16 protein-coding genes are annotated in these 19,193 nt (G+C 69.5%); 6 read left to right on the top strand and 10 right to left on the bottom strand.

Annotated features, from left to right (window positions below; all coding sequences use genetic code 11):
* Positions 1–213: 213 nt before the first annotated feature.
* The 4 genes from CSW64_RS16300 to CSW64_RS16315 form a co-directional block, all read right to left on the bottom strand.
* A complete protein-coding gene (locus CSW64_RS16300; protein WP_099623092.1) occupies positions 214–2,004 on the bottom strand; it encodes a glycoside hydrolase family 9 protein in 1,791 nt (596 codons plus the stop codon).
* Positions 2,001–4,586: a family 20 glycosylhydrolase gene (locus CSW64_RS16305; RefSeq protein ID WP_245863733.1), complete on the bottom strand. Its 2,586-nt coding sequence runs from the start codon at positions 4,584–4,586 to the stop codon at positions 2,001–2,003. The genes CSW64_RS16300 and CSW64_RS16305 overlap by 4 nt, the downstream gene beginning before the upstream one ends.
* Positions 4,587–4,692: 106 nt before the next feature.
* A complete protein-coding gene (locus CSW64_RS16310) occupies positions 4,693–7,218 on the bottom strand; it encodes a TonB-dependent receptor (RefSeq protein ID WP_245863907.1) in 2,526 nt (841 codons plus the stop codon).
* Between the two features lie 292 nt (positions 7,219–7,510).
* The gene (locus tag CSW64_RS16315; protein WP_099623094.1) at positions 7,511–8,761 is read right to left on the bottom strand and encodes an ROK family transcriptional regulator; all 1,251 of its coding nucleotides are present in this window, start codon (positions 8,759–8,761) and stop codon (positions 7,511–7,513) included.
* Positions 8,762–8,966: 205 nt separating this feature from the next.
* Between CSW64_RS16315 and CSW64_RS16320 the strand changes: the two genes are divergently transcribed.
* From CSW64_RS16320 to copD, 6 genes are all read left to right on the top strand, one after another.
* Complete coding sequence (locus CSW64_RS16320) at positions 8,967–9,899, top strand: carbohydrate kinase family protein (RefSeq protein ID WP_099623095.1); 933 nt, start codon at positions 8,967–8,969, stop codon at positions 9,897–9,899.
* Positions 9,900–9,940: 41 nt separating this feature from the next.
* The gene (locus CSW64_RS16325; protein ID WP_099623096.1) at positions 9,941–11,197 is read left to right on the top strand and encodes an MFS transporter; all 1,257 of its coding nucleotides are present in this window, start codon (positions 9,941–9,943) and stop codon (positions 11,195–11,197) included.
* Positions 11,198–11,284: 87 nt separating this feature from the next.
* Positions 11,285–12,451, top strand: coding sequence for an acyl-CoA dehydrogenase family protein (locus CSW64_RS16330; RefSeq protein ID WP_099623097.1), 1,167 nt, complete (start codon positions 11,285–11,287; stop codon positions 12,449–12,451).
* Positions 12,448–13,221: an enoyl-CoA hydratase/isomerase family protein gene (locus CSW64_RS16335; protein WP_099623098.1), complete on the top strand. Its 774-nt coding sequence runs from the start codon at positions 12,448–12,450 to the stop codon at positions 13,219–13,221. The genes CSW64_RS16330 and CSW64_RS16335 overlap by 4 nt, the downstream gene beginning before the upstream one ends.
* Before the next feature lie 62 nt (positions 13,222–13,283).
* Positions 13,284–13,643 (top strand): copper homeostasis periplasmic binding protein CopC, encoded by a 360-nt coding sequence (gene copC, locus CSW64_RS16340; RefSeq protein WP_099623099.1) that lies wholly within the window; start codon positions 13,284–13,286, stop codon positions 13,641–13,643.
* Positions 13,643–14,548 carry a copper homeostasis membrane protein CopD gene (gene copD / locus CSW64_RS16345; protein WP_099623100.1) on the top strand — a complete coding sequence of 302 codons (906 nt, stop codon included), beginning with the start codon at positions 13,643–13,645 and terminating at the stop codon, positions 14,546–14,548. Before copC ends, copD begins: the two co-directional genes overlap by 1 nt.
* Positions 14,549–14,733: 185 nt before the next feature.
* Here copD and CSW64_RS16350 read toward each other — a convergent pair whose 3' ends face one another.
* The 6 genes from CSW64_RS16350 to CSW64_RS16375 all read right to left on the bottom strand — a co-directional run bounded on the left by CSW64_RS16350 (position 14,734) and on the right by CSW64_RS16375 (position 19,176).
* On the bottom strand, positions 14,734–15,051 hold the full coding sequence (locus CSW64_RS16350) for a copper-binding protein (protein ID WP_099623101.1): 318 nt from the start codon (positions 15,049–15,051) through the stop codon (positions 14,734–14,736).
* Between the two features lie 25 nt (positions 15,052–15,076).
* Positions 15,077–16,081, bottom strand: a complete 1,005-nt coding sequence (locus CSW64_RS16355; RefSeq protein ID WP_099623102.1) for a copper resistance protein B — start codon at positions 16,079–16,081, stop codon at positions 15,077–15,079.
* Positions 16,078–17,766 (bottom strand): copper resistance system multicopper oxidase, encoded by a 1,689-nt coding sequence (locus CSW64_RS16360; protein WP_099623103.1) that lies wholly within the window; start codon positions 17,764–17,766, stop codon positions 16,078–16,080. The genes CSW64_RS16355 and CSW64_RS16360 overlap by 4 nt, the downstream gene beginning before the upstream one ends.
* A gap of 80 nt (positions 17,767–17,846) precedes the next feature.
* Entirely contained in the window at positions 17,847–18,443 is a 597-nt protein-coding gene (locus CSW64_RS16365; protein WP_245863734.1) for an RNA polymerase sigma factor, read from the bottom strand.
* The gene (locus tag CSW64_RS16370) at positions 18,440–18,877 is read right to left on the bottom strand and encodes a periplasmic heavy metal sensor (RefSeq protein ID WP_342745826.1); all 438 of its coding nucleotides are present in this window, start codon (positions 18,875–18,877) and stop codon (positions 18,440–18,442) included. The genes CSW64_RS16365 and CSW64_RS16370 overlap by 4 nt, the downstream gene beginning before the upstream one ends.
* Positions 18,877–19,176, bottom strand: coding sequence for a hypothetical protein (locus CSW64_RS16375; protein ID WP_099623105.1), 300 nt, complete (start codon positions 19,174–19,176; stop codon positions 18,877–18,879). The genes CSW64_RS16370 and CSW64_RS16375 overlap by 1 nt, the downstream gene beginning before the upstream one ends.
* Positions 19,177–19,193: the final 17 nt, after the last annotated feature.

Raw genomic sequence — 19,193 nt, forward strand, 5'->3', positions numbered from 1 at the left:
GCGAATTCGGGGATTCCTTCAGAAATTACGGAGACTTGCGGACATTTGGACCGGTCGGGCGCGCGCGGCCCTTGGTCCGCTCGAAGGCCCGACCGGGATGTCCGGTCGGTCTCCGCCGGCGCCCCGAGGCCCCGGCGGAGAGGGATCGATTGTCCCCCGATGTCTCGGCTTGTCCCGCGAAGATCCGTCCCGGGAGTCTCTATCCGCGCGGGATCACTTCGCCTCCGGGTCCGTCACGCTGGCCAGAAGCAGGAACCAGGCGTTGTGCGGAATCCACTGTTCCAGCCAGCGCCAGTTCTCGCTGTCGGGCCCTTCGGCCCAGGCGATGCCCCGGCCCTGGTCGCTGCCGACGCCGCCGGTGATGCCGTTGGAGATGCCGCCCGGCACATGCACGCCGGCGCTCTCGGCGTCGGGGACGTTCTTGGCGCCGAAGCCGTAGAGCATCGACATGTCATAGGGGTTACGGCCCAGCGTCCAGTCGATCTGGTCCTGGGCGAACTCGGCCAAGGCCGGCTCGACCCCGAAGGCCGCGCCGGCCCGCGGGTCGGTCGCCCGGCCGCCCAGCAGCGCCGCCACGCTCAGCGAGGCCAGCCGCGCGCTCTCGCCCTGCCACCAGTAGCGGGTCTCGTTGGCGTGCGGGATGAAGAAGCCGGTCTGCAGCGGCCCGCGCCGGCCGTCCTTGAAGGTCATGAACGGCTGGCGCGGATAGTCGTAGGGATTGGCGACGGCCGCATCGAGCGTCAGCTGGCCCTTCAGCGCCTTGCCGATCGTATCCTTGGCGGCGGCGATCCGCGCGGCGTCAGTCTCGATCGCCAGGTAGGAGACCAGGCTCAGCACCGGGAACCCGGCCTCGGCGGCGTGGTAGTAGGGCCGGCCCTTGTCGTCGCTGTCGAACCAGCCGTTGGCGGTCATCCGGCCGTTCAGCCTCGCCGCCCGCGCCCGCGCCGCTTCCAGATAGACCGGCTTCTTCGTGGACAGGTACAGCTCTGTCGCCGCCAGCAGGGCTGTGTAGTCGTCGATGATGTTCTCGCGGCCGTCGTCGACGTAGCGCAGGTTGTTCTTCTGCATGTGCGCGAACGACCGCTCGGCGTCGGCCAGATACTGGTCGGCCGGGAACTCGCCCTTGGCGCCGGTGTCCTTGGCCAGACGATAGGCGCGGGCCAGGGCCGCGATCGCAACGCCGCCGCCCTCGCGATAGGCCGCCTGGTAGTTCTTCGTGTAGACGCCCTCGATCCCGACGTAGCCGGTCACCACCCGCTCGGCGCCGGGGCTTTTCCAGCGGTCGAAGACCGTCATGTAGAAGAAGCCTTCCGGCGACAGCAGCCGGTGCAGGTAGTCGGCGCCCCACAACGCCTCGTCGACGATCTGCTTGTCGAGACCGGCCTTCTGGAACCGGCCGGGCGAAGCCTCGTAGGACCGGGCCAGGGCCCAGGCCGCGAACGAGGTCTGCTGCGGATTGAAGAAGTTGGCGTAGGACAGGTGCGACAGGTACTTGCCCGCGTCGCCGCCGGCGTCCTTCCAGCCGCCCCAGACGTTGACGTAGGTCTTGGTCCCGTAGATGCGGATGCGCTTGTCGGCTTCGCTGACGTTGCGGCTGAGCTTGAAGTACTCGACCAACGCCTTGCCCGTCGTCGCGAACAGGGCGTCGTCGGCCACCACGAAGGCTGGGGACGTCGCCGTCTCGCCGCCCAGCGTGACCTTGACCTCGTAGCGCCCGGCCTCCTTCAGTCCGCTGAAGTCGGCGGTGAAGTAGCGCTTGCCCGCGCCCCATTCGCTGAAGGCCGGCTCGGCCGCCAGGTCGCCCGCGAGCACCTCCTGGCCGTCGCGCAGGACCGAGAACCGGCCGCCGGCCGCGCCACGGTCCGTCTCGACCACCGCCGCCTTGGGCCCGGCGCGCTCGAGCGCGACCTGGTTCACATGCACCTTCACGGCCGCCTGGGCCACGCCGCCCGCCAGGGCCAGCAGCGCCGCCCCCGACGCCAGCCAGAGCTTCATCCCGTTCATCGCCTCTCCCCTACCGTCACTGTTCTGCCGGCGCGTCGACCGTCGGCCGATCGCGCCCGGATTTCCACTGCGCCCTCCACCGGCGCCGGTCCCGCATAGGGAACCCAGCCGCCGCCGGCGACGCGGTATTCGATCGGCAACCCCGGGACCTCCAGGTTCGCCTTCAGCACGCCGCTCTCGACCACGGCCCCGACGATCGGGATGCGGTAGGCGATGCCCGCCTGATCCAGTCGCCGAAGCTCCACGGTCCCGACTCGCGCGGCGAAGCCTGCCCACTCGCGGTCGCGGGCGACGCGGGCGGCGGCGCTGAACGTCTGCGTCTGCGGACCATAGGGTCCGCCGTCGGACGCCGGCGTCGGCTCCCAGTCGGCCCGCCGCCAGGCCCGCTCGGCGAAGGCCAGCAAGCGCGGAAACAGCATGTATTCGACCTGATCATCGGAACGGATCGTCTCGCTCCACAACTGGGCCTGCACGCCATCGAAGCGCGCGCCGCGCCCGCCGTTGTCCGTCACCGTCGCCGGCCGGTTCTCCAGATCGGTCCAGATCTCCGCATGGACCGGGAGGCTCTCGGGCATGAAGTCGAACAGCTTGCGGCTGTCGGTGAAGCGGGACATCCAGTCATAGCCGCGCTCGTAGGGATCGACGGCGTTCGGCGCGTCCAGGTAGGTCGCCTCGGGGACCGAGACCACGACCCGCCAGCCCTGCCCCGCCTGCTTGCGCCCCACCGCCGTCGCGCCGCCGAACAGCGGCGCCCAGAGGTTGGACTGCACCGCCGCGGGCATCTTCCGGGCGTCGGCGTCGCCCATGCCGTCGCTCCAGCCGGCGGCCACGATCCCGCGCTCGGCCAGCCGGGCGGAGACCCGCTCGATGAAATAGCCGCCCAGCTTCTTGACCGGGACGCCCGTCGTCTTCGACAGCGCCGCGCAGGCCGGCGACCCGATCCAGGCGCCCGGCGTCTCGTCGGCGCCGATGTGATAGGTCTTCAGCGGCCGGCCCGCCCGGACGTGCAGCGCCGCAACCTCGTCCACCACCTTGGCGACGAAGGCGTAGGCCGACTCCTGGCAGACGTTGATGGTGTTGTCCCGGTAGTGCTGGATGCTGTCGTAGACGGACCGGTCCGCCGCCTCACTGAGCAGATATCGCGCGGCGCCGGCCTCGTCTCCCGCGGCGCGCAGGCGGCGGGCGCGGGCGTCCATCGCGCGGATCGCGGCGCGGGAATGCCCCGGCATGTCGAACGAGGGGATCACCTCGATATGCCGCGCCGCGGCCGCCCGCACGATCTCGATGTAGTCGGCCGCGCTGTAGAAGCCGTCGACCGGCGTATCCCCGTCCGGTCCGGCGCCGAGCTGGGGCAGCAGGCAACGGTCCTCGGCCAGATCGTGGCACCGCCGGGCGCCGATCTCGGTCAGCTCCGGCAGCCCCGCGATCTCCAGCCGCCAGCCCTCGTCGTCGCCCAGATGCAGGTGCAGGCGGTTCAGCTTGTAGGCCGCCATCTGCTCCAGCACCGCCAGCACCAGCGCCTTGCCGTGGAAGTTGCGGGCGACGTCCAGGTGCAGCCCGCGGAAGCCGAAGCGCGGCGCATCCTCGATGGCCAACTGCGGAACCGTCGGCCCCGCGGCGCGCAGAGCCGCCAGGGTGCGCAGGCCGTTGGACGCGCCCTCGGCGTCGGAGGCCTCGATCACGACGCCCTCGGCGTCGATGGCCAGCCCGTATCCGCCCAGCGGCAGAGGCTTCGACGCCCTGCGGACGACCAGCGGCGCGCCGCGCCCGGTCTCGCCCGCGGCCGCCAGAGCCGGCGCGAGGTCCTTGCGATCGAAGCCTTCCAGCCTGACGACCAGCCCGCCGGACAGGTCCAACGCTCCCGTCCCCGCGCGCACCTCGCGCGGGGACGGGATGACCGGCGGTCCCGCCCCCAGGGCCGTCGGCGTCGCCGCGTTGGCGGCGTAGGTCCGCGCCGGCGTCGCCCAGACGGTTCGGTCGCCGGGCGAACGGCGCTCAAGCTTGGCTTCGTCGACGAAGGGCGCGACGAACGGCAGGCCCTCGAGGCCGGTTTCGGGGTCGACGATCGGTCGCGTGCTCTCGATCACCCGGGCCTTCAGCCCCTCGGCGGCGAGGTAGTGGTTCGGCATCGGATAGTAGGCCGACAGATGCGAGCCGCCGCCGCGGAAGCCGATGCGATAGGTCTCGCCCGGCTTCAGCCCCGCCGATCCCGGCGCGGGGGTGAGACGATAGAGATCGCCGTTGACGTGCTCGACCCGGAAGCGCGGGTCGTCCACGCGCCGCATCCGCTCGACATGGCTGAAGAACAGGGCCCAGCCGTCCGGCGGCAGGCCATGGGGCGCGGTCAGGCTGAGCTCGCCGCGATAGCAGCCGCCCTCGCCTGATCCGCAGTCGCCCGTCACGCCGTTCTCGAGAACCGCGAAGCCGACCTTCAGCTCGCGGGCCGCGCGGTCGAGTTCGGGCTGGGTCAAGGGCGCGGCGCCGGCGCTCCCCGCCGCCAGAGCCAGGGCGAGAGAGAGCCCGGCCGACAGAGGCCGGCCGGGCCAGTGGCGCTGGGAGGGAAAGACGGCGGAAGGGATCACGACGGCCCTGCTGCTGTACCTGGAAAGCGGGTCGGAGAGGGGAGATCGCCGGTGGGTGGGTTTGGGGGCGATCTCCACTCTCCTCCGTTCGCCGGAGCGTCCGGATCTAGAACGAGTATCCCAGGCGCACCCCCCAGGTCAGAGGCGCGTCGTAGCTGTTGCGCACCATGCCCTGGTTGAAGCCGCCGAAGTTCTTGGTGTCCTCGTCGGTCAGGTTCTCGCCGAAGGCCTCGACGAAGTAGAGGTTCTCGGGCCCGTTCAGACGCAGGCTGGCGTTCAGCTTCCAGTAGGCGTCCTGGTACTGGCCCAGGTGGGCGCCGGTGTAGTTGCCGATGTCCAGGAACATGCGGTCCTGCCAGTGGACCGAGACGTAAGGGACCAGCTCGAACCCGCCCGGCAGGTGGATGCTGTGCTGGTAGTTGACCGTCAGAGACCATTCCGGCGCGAACGGCAGCTTGTTGCCCTTGATGTTCGCGACCGAAGGATCGCCGCAGTGCGGCTGGCCGAAGTACTCGCGCTCATTGCAGGCGTAGCCGTCGGAATAGGTGCCGCCGTCGGTGATCTCCGTATGGAGATAGGCCAGATAGCCCGACAGGCGACCATCGTCCCAGGGGATGACGTCGAACTCGACCTCCAGCCCGTGGATGCGGGACTTGGTCAGGTTGTCGGTCGCCCAGGCATACACGGGATCGCCGAAATTGGGGCTCAGCGGGTTCTCGTTGACGCCGACCACCTTGTTGCCGGTGTTCTGCATGTCGCTGTAATCGCTGAAGAAGGCGGTGACGCTCAGCCGGAAGCGACCGTCCAACAGCGTGCCCTTGTAGCCCAATTCGTAGGTGGTGACCTTTTCGGGCTGGTAGGTGAGCAGCTTCATGCACCCGTTGGCGCAGGTGTCGGTCATCTCGTACATGCCGCCCATCTTGTGGCCGGTGGCCACGGAGGCGAACATCATGTGGTCGTCGTTCGGGAACCACTGCGCGCCCAGGCGGTAGGTGCCCTGGCTCCACTCCATCTTTGAATGGTTCGGCGCGGTGGCCGGCAGCACGCCGCTGTTCAGCGGCGCCGAGCCGCCCATGCCCCATTTCAGGTTGTTCGATTGGTGCGCCCGGATGCTGTTCGGCGTCCAAAGGCCGTTGTACCAGGCCTCGTTGCCCCACCACGATCCGTAGGTGACGCCGCCCTCGTCGGTCTTCTTGTCCCAGCTGTAGCGATAGCCGGCCGTCAGGCCGAACTGCTCGGTCAGCCTGTAGTCCACCTGGCCATAGAGCGCCCGCGACGACGTGGTCCGCTTGTTCTGGTCGAAGATCACCGTGTCCGGCAGACCGTCCGGGTAGAAGCCCAGCGGCAGGCCGGGATCCTCGTAGTAGGTCTTCTGGGCGAGCATCTCCATGTCGTAGCGGATGCTCTTCTTCTCATGCAGGTAGTAGGCGCCGGCGACATACTGCAGGCGCGAGTCGCCGCGCGACTTGATCTGCAGCTCGTGGGTCACCGTCTCGTAGCGGCTGTGCTTGGTCTCCCAGCTCTCGTCCCAGATCGGGTAGTAGCCCATCAGCTGCTCTTCGGGCGTGATCCGCTCGCCGATCGACGACCATTCCGGCGCGGCGTGACGGCCGCCGTCGACGTCCTGGATCTGGTAGCGCTTCTGGTCCTGGTAGGAGGTGCGGTACTCGAGGCCGATGTTGTCGGTCAGATCGTAGACCGCCTTCAACTGGTAGTCGGCGATCGTCAGGTCCTTCTTGCCCGGTACATTGACCTTGGCGTAGCGCAGGGTGCGGGTGCAGGCGTTGACCGTGCCCGCCGCCTGCTCGCAGTCGACGAAGTTCATGTCGCCCGCGCCCTGGTCGGAGAAGTACGAGAAGGTCCCGGTCAGCTCCAGCTTCTCGGTCGCCTGCCAGCGGCCGATCAGGCGGAAGGCCCACTGGTCGGAGTTGTTGTACCAATCCTTGGGGCTGAGATGGCGATTGCGGCGCTGGTCGACGTCCGGAATCCCGTCCTTGACGATGCCGGAATGCGCATCCTCGATATCGGTGAGGTCCATCTCCTGTTCGATCATGCCGTCGGCGCGCTCGGCCATGAATGCCGCGCGCAGGGCGAAGGTGTCGGTGACGCCCCAGTTCAGACTGCCGCGGATCTGGCGCTTGTTGTAGTTGCCCATCAGCCCCTCGACGGAGCCGAAGGTCTCGCCGAAGGTCGGTCGGGCCGGGATGATGTTGATGGCCCCGCCGGGGGAGTTCATGCCGAACAGAGTGCCCTGCGGCCCGCGCAGCACCTCGACCCGCTCGACATCGTACATCAGCGCCAACGCCCCCTGCGGCCGCGGCGAATAGAAACCGTCCTGCAGGATCGCCACCGCGCCCTCGCCGACCTCGGTGAAGTCGGTGGAGGTGACGCCGCGAATCGTCGCCGCCGTGCCGGAGTCGGACCCCGTCCCCAGCTGCAGGTTCGGAATCGTCCCGGCCAGATCGCGCGCCGACTGGATGCCCTGGCGGTCCAGGCTCTCCTGCGAGAAGGCGGAGATGGCGACGGGCGTGTCCATCAGATTGGTCTCGCGTTTCGACGCGGTGACCACGATCTGTTCGAGCACGGTCTCCGACGACGCCGCGGACTGGGCGATCGCCGGACCGGCGATCACGGTCAAGGCCGCTCCCGCCATCAGCAGACACCGGCGCCTCGATCGCGCCGCGCGAACACCAGCAAGCATGTCGTTCTCCCCTCATCCAGGCCGAACCGCCGCGCCGATGCCTGCGCGATGATCCGGGTTCGACACGACGGCCGGACCCCGACGGTCCGACGCCTCCCCCGCGCCACGGCCCTTTCGCCGCTCCTGTCGAGGATCAACGTTATCCAGCGTCATCGAACCGTGTCAATATATACTTCTATTGGATGTTTTTATTATTCCCTTCGAAACACTGCGGAGGCTTACGTCAGAAGCGGTTGATGCGTCGCGGCTTGCGGCCCAGCAGGCGCTCGACCTCGATCCCCGCGCGCTCCTCGACCGGCGTCAGGACGTCGAGACGGGGAGAGAGACGCTCGTGAATGGGCAGGACCGCGGCGCCAAGAATCGAGCTGTCCTCCTGCCATTCCGACAGGATGATCCTAGGCGTGTCCGAGGCGTCGGTCCGCACCGACGGGGCCAGGGGCAGAGCCTCGGCGACCAGCTGCTCGACCAGGATCCGCGGCGCGGAGCCGCCGATAACGATGGTCTCGGGGTCCAGCATGTTCTCGATGATCGCCACCGCGGCGCGCAGGCAGGCCGCGGCCTCGGCGCGCCAGGCGTCCAGGCGCGGATCGCCGCGCTCGAGCAGGGCCAGCAGCTCCGGGTGGCTCAGCTCGACGTCGGGATCGCCGGTGATCGCTTCGGACAGCGAATGGAGCGAGACGTATCGCTCCAGGCACCCGCGCGCGCCGCAATAGCAGGGCTTTCCACCGGGAACGATGGGGATATGCCCGATCTCGGTCGCATTGCCCCGGGCGCCGCGATAGGCCGCCTTGTCGACCATCAGCGTGCCGCCCAGGCCGACGCCGAGGTGCAGGTAGAAGAAGCTCTCGAAGCCTTGCGCCACGCCGGACAGCGACTCTCCGATCGCTCCGGCCACGCTGTCGATGTTGTAGTAGATCGGCAGCCCGGTGGCGGCTTCCAGGTCTTCAAAGATCGACAGGTCGGTCCAGCCCTCGAAGGCGGTCGGCCCCACGAAACTCATCGCCGGCACATCGAACGGTCCGGGCATCGCCACGCCCACGCCCCAGAGCCGCTCGGACGCGGAAGCCCGCTCGGCCAGCTCGCGGACCAGCGCGACCATGGCCGCCAGGGTCCGCCGCTGATCGCGGACGTCGATCTCGATCTCGCGCCGCAGCAGCACGTCGCCGACCAGGTTCACCAGCGCGCCGTAGGCCCGGTGGGGCTCCAGGCTGATGCCGATCGAATCGCCGCCGGCGGGGTTCAGCATGAAGGCCATCGGCGGCTGCCCCCTCGCCTTCTCGCCGCGCAGCCGCTTGGACACGATCAGGCCGATGGCCTCGAGATCCTGGGTGATGTTGGCGACGGTCTGCGGGCTGAGACCCACGCGGTCGATGATGTCCTTGCGCGAGATCTCGCCCTGCCGGCGGATCACATCGAGCACCACGCGGCGATTCAGGGGCGCGCTGGATTGCTGTGTCGCTCCCCGAGTGACCATCGAGCCCCTCGCTCCATCCTGCCGTGACAACGATTACCTGCCACCCGCTGGGTTTAATCACAAGCCCGGTCAGGGGTGCGACGCCCTGCGACACATATTTCTTACATCCATTAGTTTTAATAATTGACTTCGGTCGAGCGGCCGCACATCGTTCGCCGAAGACGGGGCGGGAGCCGCCCGAGAGACGGACCAACCTGCCCTTCCCATGCTCACCATCATCGGCGACGTCAGTGTAGATCTCGTGCTCGGGCCGGTGGACGGCTGGCCCGCCGTGGGCACCGAACTCCTCATGGAACGCAGCGAATTCCGCCCGGGAGGCTCCGGGGGGAACGCCGCGCTCGCGGCCCGCTGGCTCGGCGCCCGGGCCCGCGTCTACTCCATGGTCGGCGGCGACCCGCTCGGCGGCTGGCTGTCGGCGCAGTTCGGAGACCTGGAGGCCTGCCTGTCCGTCAGCGAGGCGGCGACCTCGGTCTCCACCGGCGTGATCCACAGCTGCGGCGAGCGGACCTTCTTCACCACCCGGGGCCATCTGGAGCGGCTGTCCTGGGCCGACATCCGGCCCCACCTCCAGCCCGCGCCCAGCGCCAACTCGATCGCCCTGCTGACCGGCGCCTTCCTGCTGCCGCGGCTTCGCGTCGACTATTCCGAGATCGTCGCCTTCCTGCGCGACCTGGGCTACGGCCTGGCCATCGACACCGGTTGGCCGCCGGGCGGCTGGACGGATCGCACCCGCGCCGAGGCCTCGCGCTGGATCGCGGCTTGCGACCATGTCCTGCTGAACGAGGTCGAGATCACCGGCCTCGCCGGAGAGCCGGACCTGGGCCGGGCGATGGACGCGCTGTCGACCCTGTTGCGCCCCGGCGCCACCCTGGTCGCGAAGACCGGGCCGAAGGGGGCCATCGGCCGCCAGAACGGCCGCGCCGAGACCCACCTGGCGCCGCCTGTGGCGGTGTTCGACACCATCGGCGCCGGGGACTCCTTCAACGCGGGCTATCTGCTCTCGCGCCAGCGCGGCGACGGCCTCCAGTCGGCCCTGCGCGCCGGCTGCGCGGCGGCGGCGGCGATCATCTCGCGCTTTCCGCGGCAGGACATCCGACCGGGAGAACTGGCGGACAGGGGACTTCTGACCGAAGCTTGACGCCGGTCCGGCGCACCGGACCCGCCCGGGGAGGGGCGACCATGAACAACCGCAGCCTGACCGTCGGCTACATTCTCGTCGTCTGGTTCGTCATCTCGTTCGTGACCAACATCATCGGCCCGCTGATGCCGGTGATCATCAAGGACTTCCAACTCAGCCTGACCCTGGCGGGGCTCCTGCCCTTCGCCTTCTTCCTGGCCTACGGGGTGATCTCCATTCCGGCCGGCCTGATGGTCGAGCGCGTGGGGCCGAAGGTGACCCTGCTCTGCGCCTTCGCCCTGAACATGGTCGGCGCCCTGGCGCTGGCGATCTGGCCTGGCTACGCCGTCGCCGTCGGGGCGCTGTTCGTGATCGGCCTGGGCATGGCCATGCTGCAGGTGGTGATCAACCCGCTGATGCGGGCCGCCGGCGGCGAGCAGCATTTCGCCTTCTTCTCGGTCCTGGGCCAACTGGTCTTCGGCCTGGCCTCCTTCGTCAGCCCCCTGGCCTTCGCCGCCCTGATGAAGAAGAGCGGCGGAGTCAGCCAGTGGCTCGCCGGCCTGGCGCCGCCCGAGCTGCCCTGGATCGGCCTGTACTGGCTGTTCGGCGGCCTGTTCGCCGCCGCCCTGCTGATCACCCTGGTCATGCGCATCCCCTCGATGCAGCTGAAGGACGACGAGCGCGCCGGCACGCTGGGCGCCTATGTCGAACTGCTCAAGGACAGCCGCGTGCGCCTGTTCTTCCTCGGCATCGCCGCCTACGTCGGGACCGAGCAGTGCCTGGCCAACTGGATGTCGCAGTTCCTGTCGACCTATCACGGCTACTCGCCGCTGGCGGAGGGCGCCAAGGCGGTGGGACTGTTCTGGGGCCTGATGTCGATCGGCTGCGTGGTCGGGCTGGTGCTGCTCAAGCTGCTGGACGCCAAGATCGTCCTGCGCCTGTTCTCCGTCCTGGCTATCGCCTGCGTCGCCGCGGCCCTGTTCGGCGGCGCCGAGCTGTCGCTGTGGGCCTTCCCGGCGTCGGGCTTCTGCATCTCGGCGATGTTCTCGATCATCTTCGCCCTGTCGCTCAATTCGGTGCTGCAGAACCACGGCGCGCTGTCCGGCATCCTGTGCTCCGGCATCCTGGGTGGAGCCGTGGCGCCGCTGATCGTCGGCGCCCTGGGCGAGCAGATCGGACTGCGCCTGGCGATGACCTTCGTCTTCCTGCTGCTGGGCTACATCCTCAGCATCAGCTTCTGGGCCAAACCCCAGGTGCGCAACGAGACGATCGACCTGCGGCGGCTGTTCGGCGGCTCCGCGCGAGCCGCGACGGAGTAGTTCGCCTTTCTCGCCAGGCTGACGCTACGTCCCCGTTTCGCGCTCCCGGCGGCGGCCGTAAGGTCGCGGAAAACCGGGAGCGCGGCCATGGAATTCCAGCTCAGCGAAGAGCACCAGATGATCAAGAATCTGGTGCGTCGGTTCGTCGAGGACGAGCTGATCCCGCTGGAACCGGTGGTCCTGAAACGCGAGGCCGAGGGCGGCCCCGCCGCCCTCACCGCCGAGGAGCAGGCCCGCATCGACAAGGTCTCCCGCGACCTGGGCCTCTGGGGCCTGGACGCGCCGGAGGATGTCGGCGGCGTCGACCTGCCGGCGGTGGCGCTGGTCGGGGTCAACGAGTCCCTCGGCTACAGCTGCACCCCCTACACCCTGCCGCCGGACAGCCCGAACCTGCGGATGCTGATGGCCACGGTCGACGACCGCCAGCGCGCCGCCTACCTGGCCCCCTACGTGGCCGGCGAGACCATCTCGGCGATCGGCATCTCCGAGCCGGGCGCGGGTTCGGACCCGGCCGGCATGATCACCCGCGCCGAACGTGATGGGGACGACTGGGTCATCAACGGCCGCAAGATCTGGATCACCCGCGGCGCCGAGGCCGACTTCACCATCGTCATGGCCGTGACCGACAAGGCCAAGGGCGCCCGCGGCGGGATCAGCGCCTTCCTGGTCGACAAGGGAACGCCCGGCTTCAACATCCAGCGCCGCATCCCGATGCTGGGCGGCCAGACCAGCTACGAGATCGCGCTGGAGGATTGCCGCGTGCCGGGCTGGAAGCTGCTCGGCCGGGAGGGCGACGGCTTCGGACCGATGCAGGTGCGCCTCAGCACCCGCCGGATCGAGATGGCCAGCTGGTCGATCGGCATGGCGCAGAGGGCGCTGGACATGCTGATCGAGTACGCGCCGCAGCGCACGACCTTCGGCGCGCCCCTGTCGGAGCGGCAGCAGATCCAGTGGTGGATCGCCGACGCCGCCACCCGCATCCACGCCTGCCGGCTGATGACCTACGACTGCGCCTGGAAGCTCGACCAGGGCCGCGACGTCCGCAACGAGATCTCGATGATCAAGGCCTACGGCACCGAGATGGCCTACGAGGTCGTCGACAACGTGATGCAGGCCTTCGGCGCCATGGGCATGACCCGCGAGCTGCCGCTGCACCTGATGCAGAGCAAGCTGCGCACCATGCGGATCTACGACGGTCCGACCGAGATCCATAAGTGGGTCGTGGCCCGCAACCTGCTGGGGCTGAAGCGATGAAGGCGGCCTACGGCGAGGTGACGGCGGCCGTCGACGGCCATGTCGCCGTCCTGGAGATCGACCGACCCCCGAACAACCACGTCACCGTGGGCCTGATCCGCGACCTGGCCGACGCTCTGGACGCCGTCGACGCCGACCCGGACCTGCGCGTCTCGGTGCTGTGCACGGCGGGCAAGGTGTTCTGCGGCGGGGCCGATCTGGTCACGCCGGCCGGCGAGGGTATCGTCGACTCGACCCAGGACCTCTACGCCCAGGCGGCGCGGCTGTTCTCGACCCGCAAACCGATCGTGGCCGTGGTGCAGGGTTCCGCCGTCGGCGCCGGGCTCGGCCTGGCCTTGGCGGCGGACTTCCGCGTCGCCGCGCCCGAGGCGCGGTTCAGCGCCAATTTCGTCAAGCTGGGCTTCCATCCCGGCTTCGGCCTGACCGCCAGCCTGCCGCGCGTGGTCGGCCCGCGGATCGCCGAGCTGATGTTCCTGACCGGTCGCCGCGTCCCCGGCGAACAGGCGCTGGCCTGGGGCCTGGTCGACGAGCTGGTCCCGCTGGACCGGCTGCGCGAGACGGCCCTGACCCTGGCGCGCGAACTGGCGGAGAACGCGCCGCTGGCGGTGCAGGCGACGCGCGCCACCCTGCGCGGCGACCTGGCCGACGCCGTTCGCCGCGCCACGGCCCATGAAGCGGCGGAACAGGCCAAGCTGCGCAACACCACCGACTTCGCCGAGGGCGTCCGCGCGGTGGCCGAACGTCGCCCTGGCCGCTTCACCGGCCGCTGACGACGAGGGGGCGCGTCGTCCCGCGCGTATCCAGGAAGACCCCTTCCACTTGGAGACGCCTCATGCGCCCCTCTCGACCGGCCGCTGTCCTGGCGGCCGCCGCCTTGCTGCTGACCGCCGGCCAGGCCTTCGCCCACGCCCGGATGACGGCGTCGACGCCGGCGGCCAACGCCGTGGTCGCCGCGCCCAAGACCATCACCCTGACCTTCAACGAGAGGGTCGCGCCCGCCTTCTCCAGCTTCGATCTCGTCGCCCCAGGCGGCAGGACGGTCAAGCCGGCGACCGCGGTCTCCAAGGACGGCAAGTCGATCACCGGCAAGCTCGCCGCCCCCCTGGCCAAGGGCGGCTACACCGTGAACTGGCGCGCCGTGTCGGCCGACGGCCACCGGATGACCGGGACCTTCGCCTTCAAGGTGAACTGATGTCGCCGGAAGCCGCGGTCATCCCCCTGCGCCTGCTCCAGTACCTGGGCGGCGCGGTGCTGCTGGGGTTGCCGCTGTTCATGCTGTTCAGCGGCGCCTCGGCGCGTTGGGCGGTTCGATGGATCGCCGTCTCGGCCGGCCTGACGCTGGCGTCGGGCGCCTTCGCCCTCATCGCCCAGACCGCCCTCATGGCCGGATCCTGGAGCGCGGGCCTGACCGGCGAGGCGCTGGGCTTCGTCGCTGGCGGGACGGGCCTCGGCCGGGCGGGCGTCGTCCGGATGGCCGCCGCAGCCCTGGCGCTCGCGGTGCTGGCGCTCGCGCCCCGGCGATGGGGCGTTCTCGCGGGCCTTGGCGGCGTCGTCTGCGCCGGCTTCGCCTGGATGGGCCACGGCGCGGCGACCGAAGGCCCGGGCGGCGGCGTTCACCTGGCGAGCGACATCCTCCACAGCCTGGCCGCGGCGGTCTGGATCGGCGCCTTGGTCGGCTTCCTGGGCCTGCTGTACACGACGCGGCCGGACAATGACGACGCTCGCCTGGCGATGCTCCATCGCGCTCTGGAGCGGTTCTCGGGCGTCGGCACGGCGGCGGTCGCCGTCATCGTCGGGACCGGCCTGGTCAACGGGCTGTTCCTGGTCGGGCTCGATCGCCTGCCCGGCCTGTGGACCACGCCCTACGGCGGGCTGCTGCTGGCCAAGCTGGCCCTCTTCGCGGCCATGCTGGCGCTGGCGGCCAAGAACCGCTTCACGCTCACCCCCGCGCTCGGCGCGGCCCTGGAAGGCGGCGTCTCGCCGGCCCCGGTCCTGGACCGTCTGAAGAGCAGCCTTTGGCTGGAGACCGGCGCGGCGGTCGCCGTCCTGGCCCTGGTCGCCTGGCTGGGAACCCTGGCCCCGATCTCCTCGATGTAGCGCCCCTCTCCTCCTTCCCCGTCATCCTCGCGCTTGTCGCGAGGGTGACGGAATGGGGTGGCGAACCGCGAGCGGCAGGCGGCGTAGTCACCCTTCCCCCCAAGAACGAAAACGCCGCCCGCTTCCCGGCTGGGGTCCGGGAAGCGGGCGGCGTCAGCGGATCGCGGAACGACCCGCCTATTCGCCTAGAAGGGCCGGATGGCCGTGATCTTCTTGTCCTTCAGGGTGAAGCGCACCTTCGCGCCCACCTTGACGTTGGCCAGGACCGCGGGGTCGGAGACCTTGAACGGCATGGTCATCTGCGGCCAGTTCAGCGCCTTGATCGGCTCGTGGTTGATGGTGATCGAGGCCTTCTTGGCGTCGATGGCGCGGACCACGCCGATGCCCTCCACCGCCGCGGCCGAGGCTTCATGACCGGCGTGGCCGCCGTGGCCGCCGTGATCCTGAGCCTGGGCGGCGCCGACGATGGCGAGCGAGGCGACGAGGGCGAACGCGAACTTCATCGAAAACTCCTGTGAGTGCAGAACTTTAGAACCAGGCGCGCAGGCCGAGGACGAACATCGTCTCTTCGGCCTTCTCGCCGTGGGCGCGGGCGAAATCAGCCGTGTCGCCGAACTTCCGTTCGTGCATCACGCCGATGTAGGGGGCGAACTCGGGCTTGAACTCGTAGCGCAGGCGCAGCCCCAGCTCGCCGGACGTCAGACCCGAACCGATCTCCAGTTCGGGAACCGACTGGGCGGCCAGCTCCAGCTCGGCGCTGGGCTCGAGGATCAGCTTCTGGGTCAGGCGCAGGTCGTAGGCGGCCTCGAAGCGCGCCGAGACGTCGCCCTTGTTCGAGACGAAGGCCGCGGCCTCCAGCTCGAACCAGTAGGGCGCCAGGCCCTCGATGCCGAACACGGCGTAGGTCCGCGACGGCCCCGGCTCGAAATCGTGACGGATCCCCGCCTGGACGTCGAAATAGGGCCCGATCGGACGGGACCACAGCGCCTGCAGTTCGGCCGACTCCAGATCGCCGCCGACGGTCCCCTCGCCCGAGGTCTTCAGGACCAGGCGGTTCCGGTCGCCGCCGTACCAGGCCTCGCCCTCCCAGCCCCAGGCGTCGTCGCCGTCGCGGGGACGGATCTCGGCCTGGCTGAGCATGACCTTCCAGGCCGTCGAACCGCCGTGTTCGACCGAAAGCTGGGCGCGCGCGGCGGCCATGGCCTGGGGCGAGAAGAACCGCTCGGCGGCGTGGTCGGTCGGCGGCGGCGGCGCGGACGCGTCGCCGGCCGGCGGGGGTTCGGTCCCTTCCGTAGCAGGCGCGGGCATCACATGGCCCGCGTGCGGATCGGCGGCCGGCGTCGGCGCGGGAGCGGCCGGCATCGCGTGACCCGCATGGGGATCGGCGGCGGGGGCCGGAGCCGGCGTCGGCATCGCGTGACCCGCGTGCGGATCGGCCGCCGGCGGCGTGGGGGCGCCGTGGCCCTCGTGCTGGGCCACGGCCGGGGTGGCCAGCGCCAGCAGCGGCAGGCTCAGGAGCAGACGCGGGTTCATTGCGCGCCTCCGTCGATCGGACGGACGGTGACGACGTTGAACATCCCGGCGTGCATGTGGAACAGCAGATGGCAGTGGAAGGCCCAGTCCCCGGGCGCATCGGCGGTGAAGTCGAAGGATATCTTCCCGCCGGGCGGGACGTTCACCGTGTGCTTCCTCGGATACCGCCCGGGATGCCCGTTCAGCACCTCGAAGAAGTGGCCGTGCAGGTGGATCGGGTGGGCCATCATCGAGTCGTTGACCAGATGGATGCGCACCCGCTCGTTCAGCCGGAACGGGATCGGCTTCTTGATCGGGCTGAAGGCCTCGCCATCGAACGCCCACATGAAGCGTTCCATGTTGCCGGTCAGATGGATCTCCATCTCGCGGCTCGGGGCGCGGACATCCGGATTGGGCTCCAGCGCCACCAGGTCGGTGTAGCGCAGGACCCTGTGGTCGACCTTGTCCAGGCCCTGGGGCGCGTCGCCGACGCGGTCGACGGCCATCGGCGAGATCATCTGCACGCCCGGCGTCAGCTTGACCCCCGGCGCGTTGACCGGGTCGCGCATGGCCATGTCATGGTCCATGCCTTCCATGCCGGTCATGTCCATGCCCATGTCGCGCATGGTCAGCAGCGGACGTTCGCGCAGCGGCGGCGCCTCGGCCTTCATGCCGGCGCGCGGCGCGAAGGTGGCCACGCCCATGCCCGAGCGGTCGGCCGCCTCGGCGACCAGGGCGTAGGCGCGGTCTTCCTTCGGCTCCAGGATCACGTCGTAGGTCTCGGCCGGCGAGATCTGGAACTCCTCGACCGTGACCGGCTGGACATGCAGGCCATCGGCCTGGACGACGCTCATCTTCAGGCCCGGGAAGCGGACGTTGAAGATGGTCATGGCGCCGGCGTTCACGAACCGGAAGCGCACCCGCTCGCCCGGCTGGAACAGCGCGGTCCAGTTGTCCTTCGGTCCATGGCCGTTGATCAGGTAGGTGTAGGTCGAACCGGTGACGTCGAGGACGTCGGTCGGGTCCATGCGCATGGCGGACCACTCGACACGTTCCTTGAACGTCTGGTCCTTGCCCGCGACGAGGCCGCCGACGGTCTGCTTCTGCTTGTTGAAGTAGCCGGCCTGGGCCTTGAGCTTCCGCATGACCGTGTGCGGATGCAGGAAGCTGTAGTCCGACAGCACGACCATATGCTCGCGGTCGTAGGGCGCGGGCTCCTCGCCCTTCGGGTCGATGATGATCGCCCCGTAGTGGCCTTCCTGCTCCTGCAGCCCCGAGTGGCTGTGGTACCAGTAGGTGCCCGACTGGACGACCGGGAACTCGTAGACGAAGGTCTCGCCCGGCTTGATGCCCGGGAAGCTGACGCCCGGCACGCCGTCCATCTGGAACGGCAGGATCAGGCCGTGCCAGTGGATCGAGGTGTCCTCGTCCAGCTTGTTGGTCACCTTGATGCGGACGTTCTGACCTTCCTTCAGGCGGATCAGCGGCCCCGGCACCGTGCCGTTGATCGCGACCGCGTGCCCGGGCTTGCCGTCGATGCGGACCTTGGCGTGGTCGATGGTCAGGGCGATTTCCTCGCCCGACAGAGTCGGCAAGGTCGGAGCCGCGCTGCGGGCCCAGGCCGGCAGCAGCCCGCCGCCAAACGCCAGCCCGCCAGCGAGCACGGCGCCCCCCTGCAGGAAACGGCGTCGGTCAAAGTTGGTCATCGGGTCGACTCTCCCGGAAGGAACTGTACTGCGGCGACCGGGCGGGTCGGCCTTCTGTTCAGGATACGCGCCAAGGTCGGCTATCCCTCAGCGTCGGGGTCGCTTTCGGCCGCCACGCCCAGCGACGCGGCCAAGGCGCGACGGGCCCTGTAGACCCGCGTTTCGATGGTCTTGATCGTCACCCCGAGGATCTCCGCGGCCTGCTGCTGCGGCATCTCCTCGAAGACGGTGAGGATCAGCGGCTCCTTGAGCTTGGCCGGCAGGGCGGCGATCGCGCGATCCAGCGCCGCGCGGCGCTGGGCGGCGATCAGCTGCGCCTCGGCGCCAGGCGTCCCGTCCGGCACCTCCGGCAGCAGCGCCTCGTCGTCCGGCCGCGATCCGAACACCAGGCGGCGGACCATCTCGCGACGCGCCCGGTCGCGGCACTTGTTCAGGGCGATGGTCTTGATCCAGGTCCCGAACGGCCGCACCCGGTCGTAGCGACCCAGGTTGGACCAGGCCGCCACGAAAGCCTCCTGCACCACCTCATAGGCCGTGTCGGCGTCGCCGACGTAGCGCCGGACGAACCGATACAGCCCCTCCTTGTGGCGCCGCATCAGCTGGGTGAAGGCGCGGTCCTCCCCGCCGAGGGCCTTGGCGGCCAGCTCGGCATCCGTCGCCTGATCGAGCGCGGTCACCGCGCCTCTTCGGTCAGGGCCTCCGAGACCCGCCGATCAAAAATCTTGGCCTGATCCGGCGTCAGGATCGCGCGCATCTGCAGGACGTGAAGGATGGTCTCCTTCTGCAGCTGGCCCATCTCGTCGTGGAAATGATCCACGGCGGCCTGGACTTCCGGCGAATACTGGTGCTTGGCCGCGATCGCGGCGGCGAGCTCGGCGTTCGCCTGGCGAAGCTTGGCCTCCCGGAGACGTCGGGTGCCATCGAACTCGCGCTCGATCACCTCCAGCCGGCGAAGCTGGTCGGCGTTGAGCTTCAGCTCTTCGTGCAGCACGGCGTGCAGCGACGGCTTCTCGTTCGCCTTCAGCACGTAGCGGGCGCCGCCCCAGGCGCCCAGGCCGGCGGCGATGGCCGCCAGCACGACGGTCAGGATCACACCCTTCCAGGACGTCATCAGCGGGCGTCCAGCAGCGTCGAGGGCGCCAGGCGCGTGTTGACGGCGAAGACGGAGGTGTCGCTCGGCTTGGCGACCATGGCGGTGGCCGAGGCGCCCCCGACCACCGCGCCGACGAGCAGAGACGCGACGACCGCGGCGATACGAGCGGGCACGAAGCCGCCGGCCGTCGAGCGGCTTTCGCGGCGACCGTCGACGCGCGACCAGACCCGCGGCTCGAGCTGGCTCAGGTCACGGTCCAGGGGTTGCGCCCGAAGATCGGCAAGGGCGTCGTCCAACGACATCACGGCATCCATCATGGTTCTGCCTCTATATA

It is taken from the genome of Caulobacter mirabilis (genome assembly GCF_002749615.1).
Lineage (GTDB): Bacteria > Pseudomonadota > Alphaproteobacteria > Caulobacterales > Caulobacteraceae > Caulobacter > Caulobacter mirabilis.

Excerpts from the sequence above, each read along its gene's own strand:
- CSW64_RS16300 (WP_099623092.1), bottom strand. The coding sequence starts at position 2,004 with ATGAACGGGATGAAGCTCTGGCTGGCGTCGGGGGCGGCGCTGCTGGCC.
- CSW64_RS16315 (WP_099623094.1), bottom strand. The coding sequence starts at position 8,761 with ATGGTCACTCGGGGAGCGACACAGCAATCCAGCGCGCCCCTGAATCGC.
- CSW64_RS16320 (WP_099623095.1), top strand. The coding sequence starts at position 8,967 with ATGCTCACCATCATCGGCGACGTCAGTGTAGATCTCGTGCTCGGGCCG.
- CSW64_RS16325 (WP_099623096.1), top strand. The coding sequence starts at position 9,941 with ATGAACAACCGCAGCCTGACCGTCGGCTACATTCTCGTCGTCTGGTTC.
- CSW64_RS16330 (WP_099623097.1), top strand. The coding sequence starts at position 11,285 with ATGGAATTCCAGCTCAGCGAAGAGCACCAGATGATCAAGAATCTGGTG.
- CSW64_RS16335 (WP_099623098.1), top strand. The coding sequence starts at position 12,448 with ATGAAGGCGGCCTACGGCGAGGTGACGGCGGCCGTCGACGGCCATGTC.
- copC (WP_099623099.1), top strand. The coding sequence starts at position 13,284 with ATGCGCCCCTCTCGACCGGCCGCTGTCCTGGCGGCCGCCGCCTTGCTG.
- copD (WP_099623100.1), top strand. The coding sequence starts at position 13,643 with ATGTCGCCGGAAGCCGCGGTCATCCCCCTGCGCCTGCTCCAGTACCTG.
- CSW64_RS16350 (WP_099623101.1), bottom strand. The coding sequence starts at position 15,051 with ATGAAGTTCGCGTTCGCCCTCGTCGCCTCGCTCGCCATCGTCGGCGCC.
- CSW64_RS16355 (WP_099623102.1), bottom strand. The coding sequence starts at position 16,081 with ATGAACCCGCGTCTGCTCCTGAGCCTGCCGCTGCTGGCGCTGGCCACC.
- CSW64_RS16360 (WP_099623103.1), bottom strand. The coding sequence starts at position 17,766 with ATGACCAACTTTGACCGACGCCGTTTCCTGCAGGGGGGCGCCGTGCTC.
- CSW64_RS16370 (WP_342745826.1), bottom strand. The coding sequence starts at position 18,877 with ATGACGTCCTGGAAGGGTGTGATCCTGACCGTCGTGCTGGCGGCCATC.
- CSW64_RS16375 (WP_099623105.1), bottom strand. The coding sequence starts at position 19,176 with ATGATGGATGCCGTGATGTCGTTGGACGACGCCCTTGCCGATCTTCGG.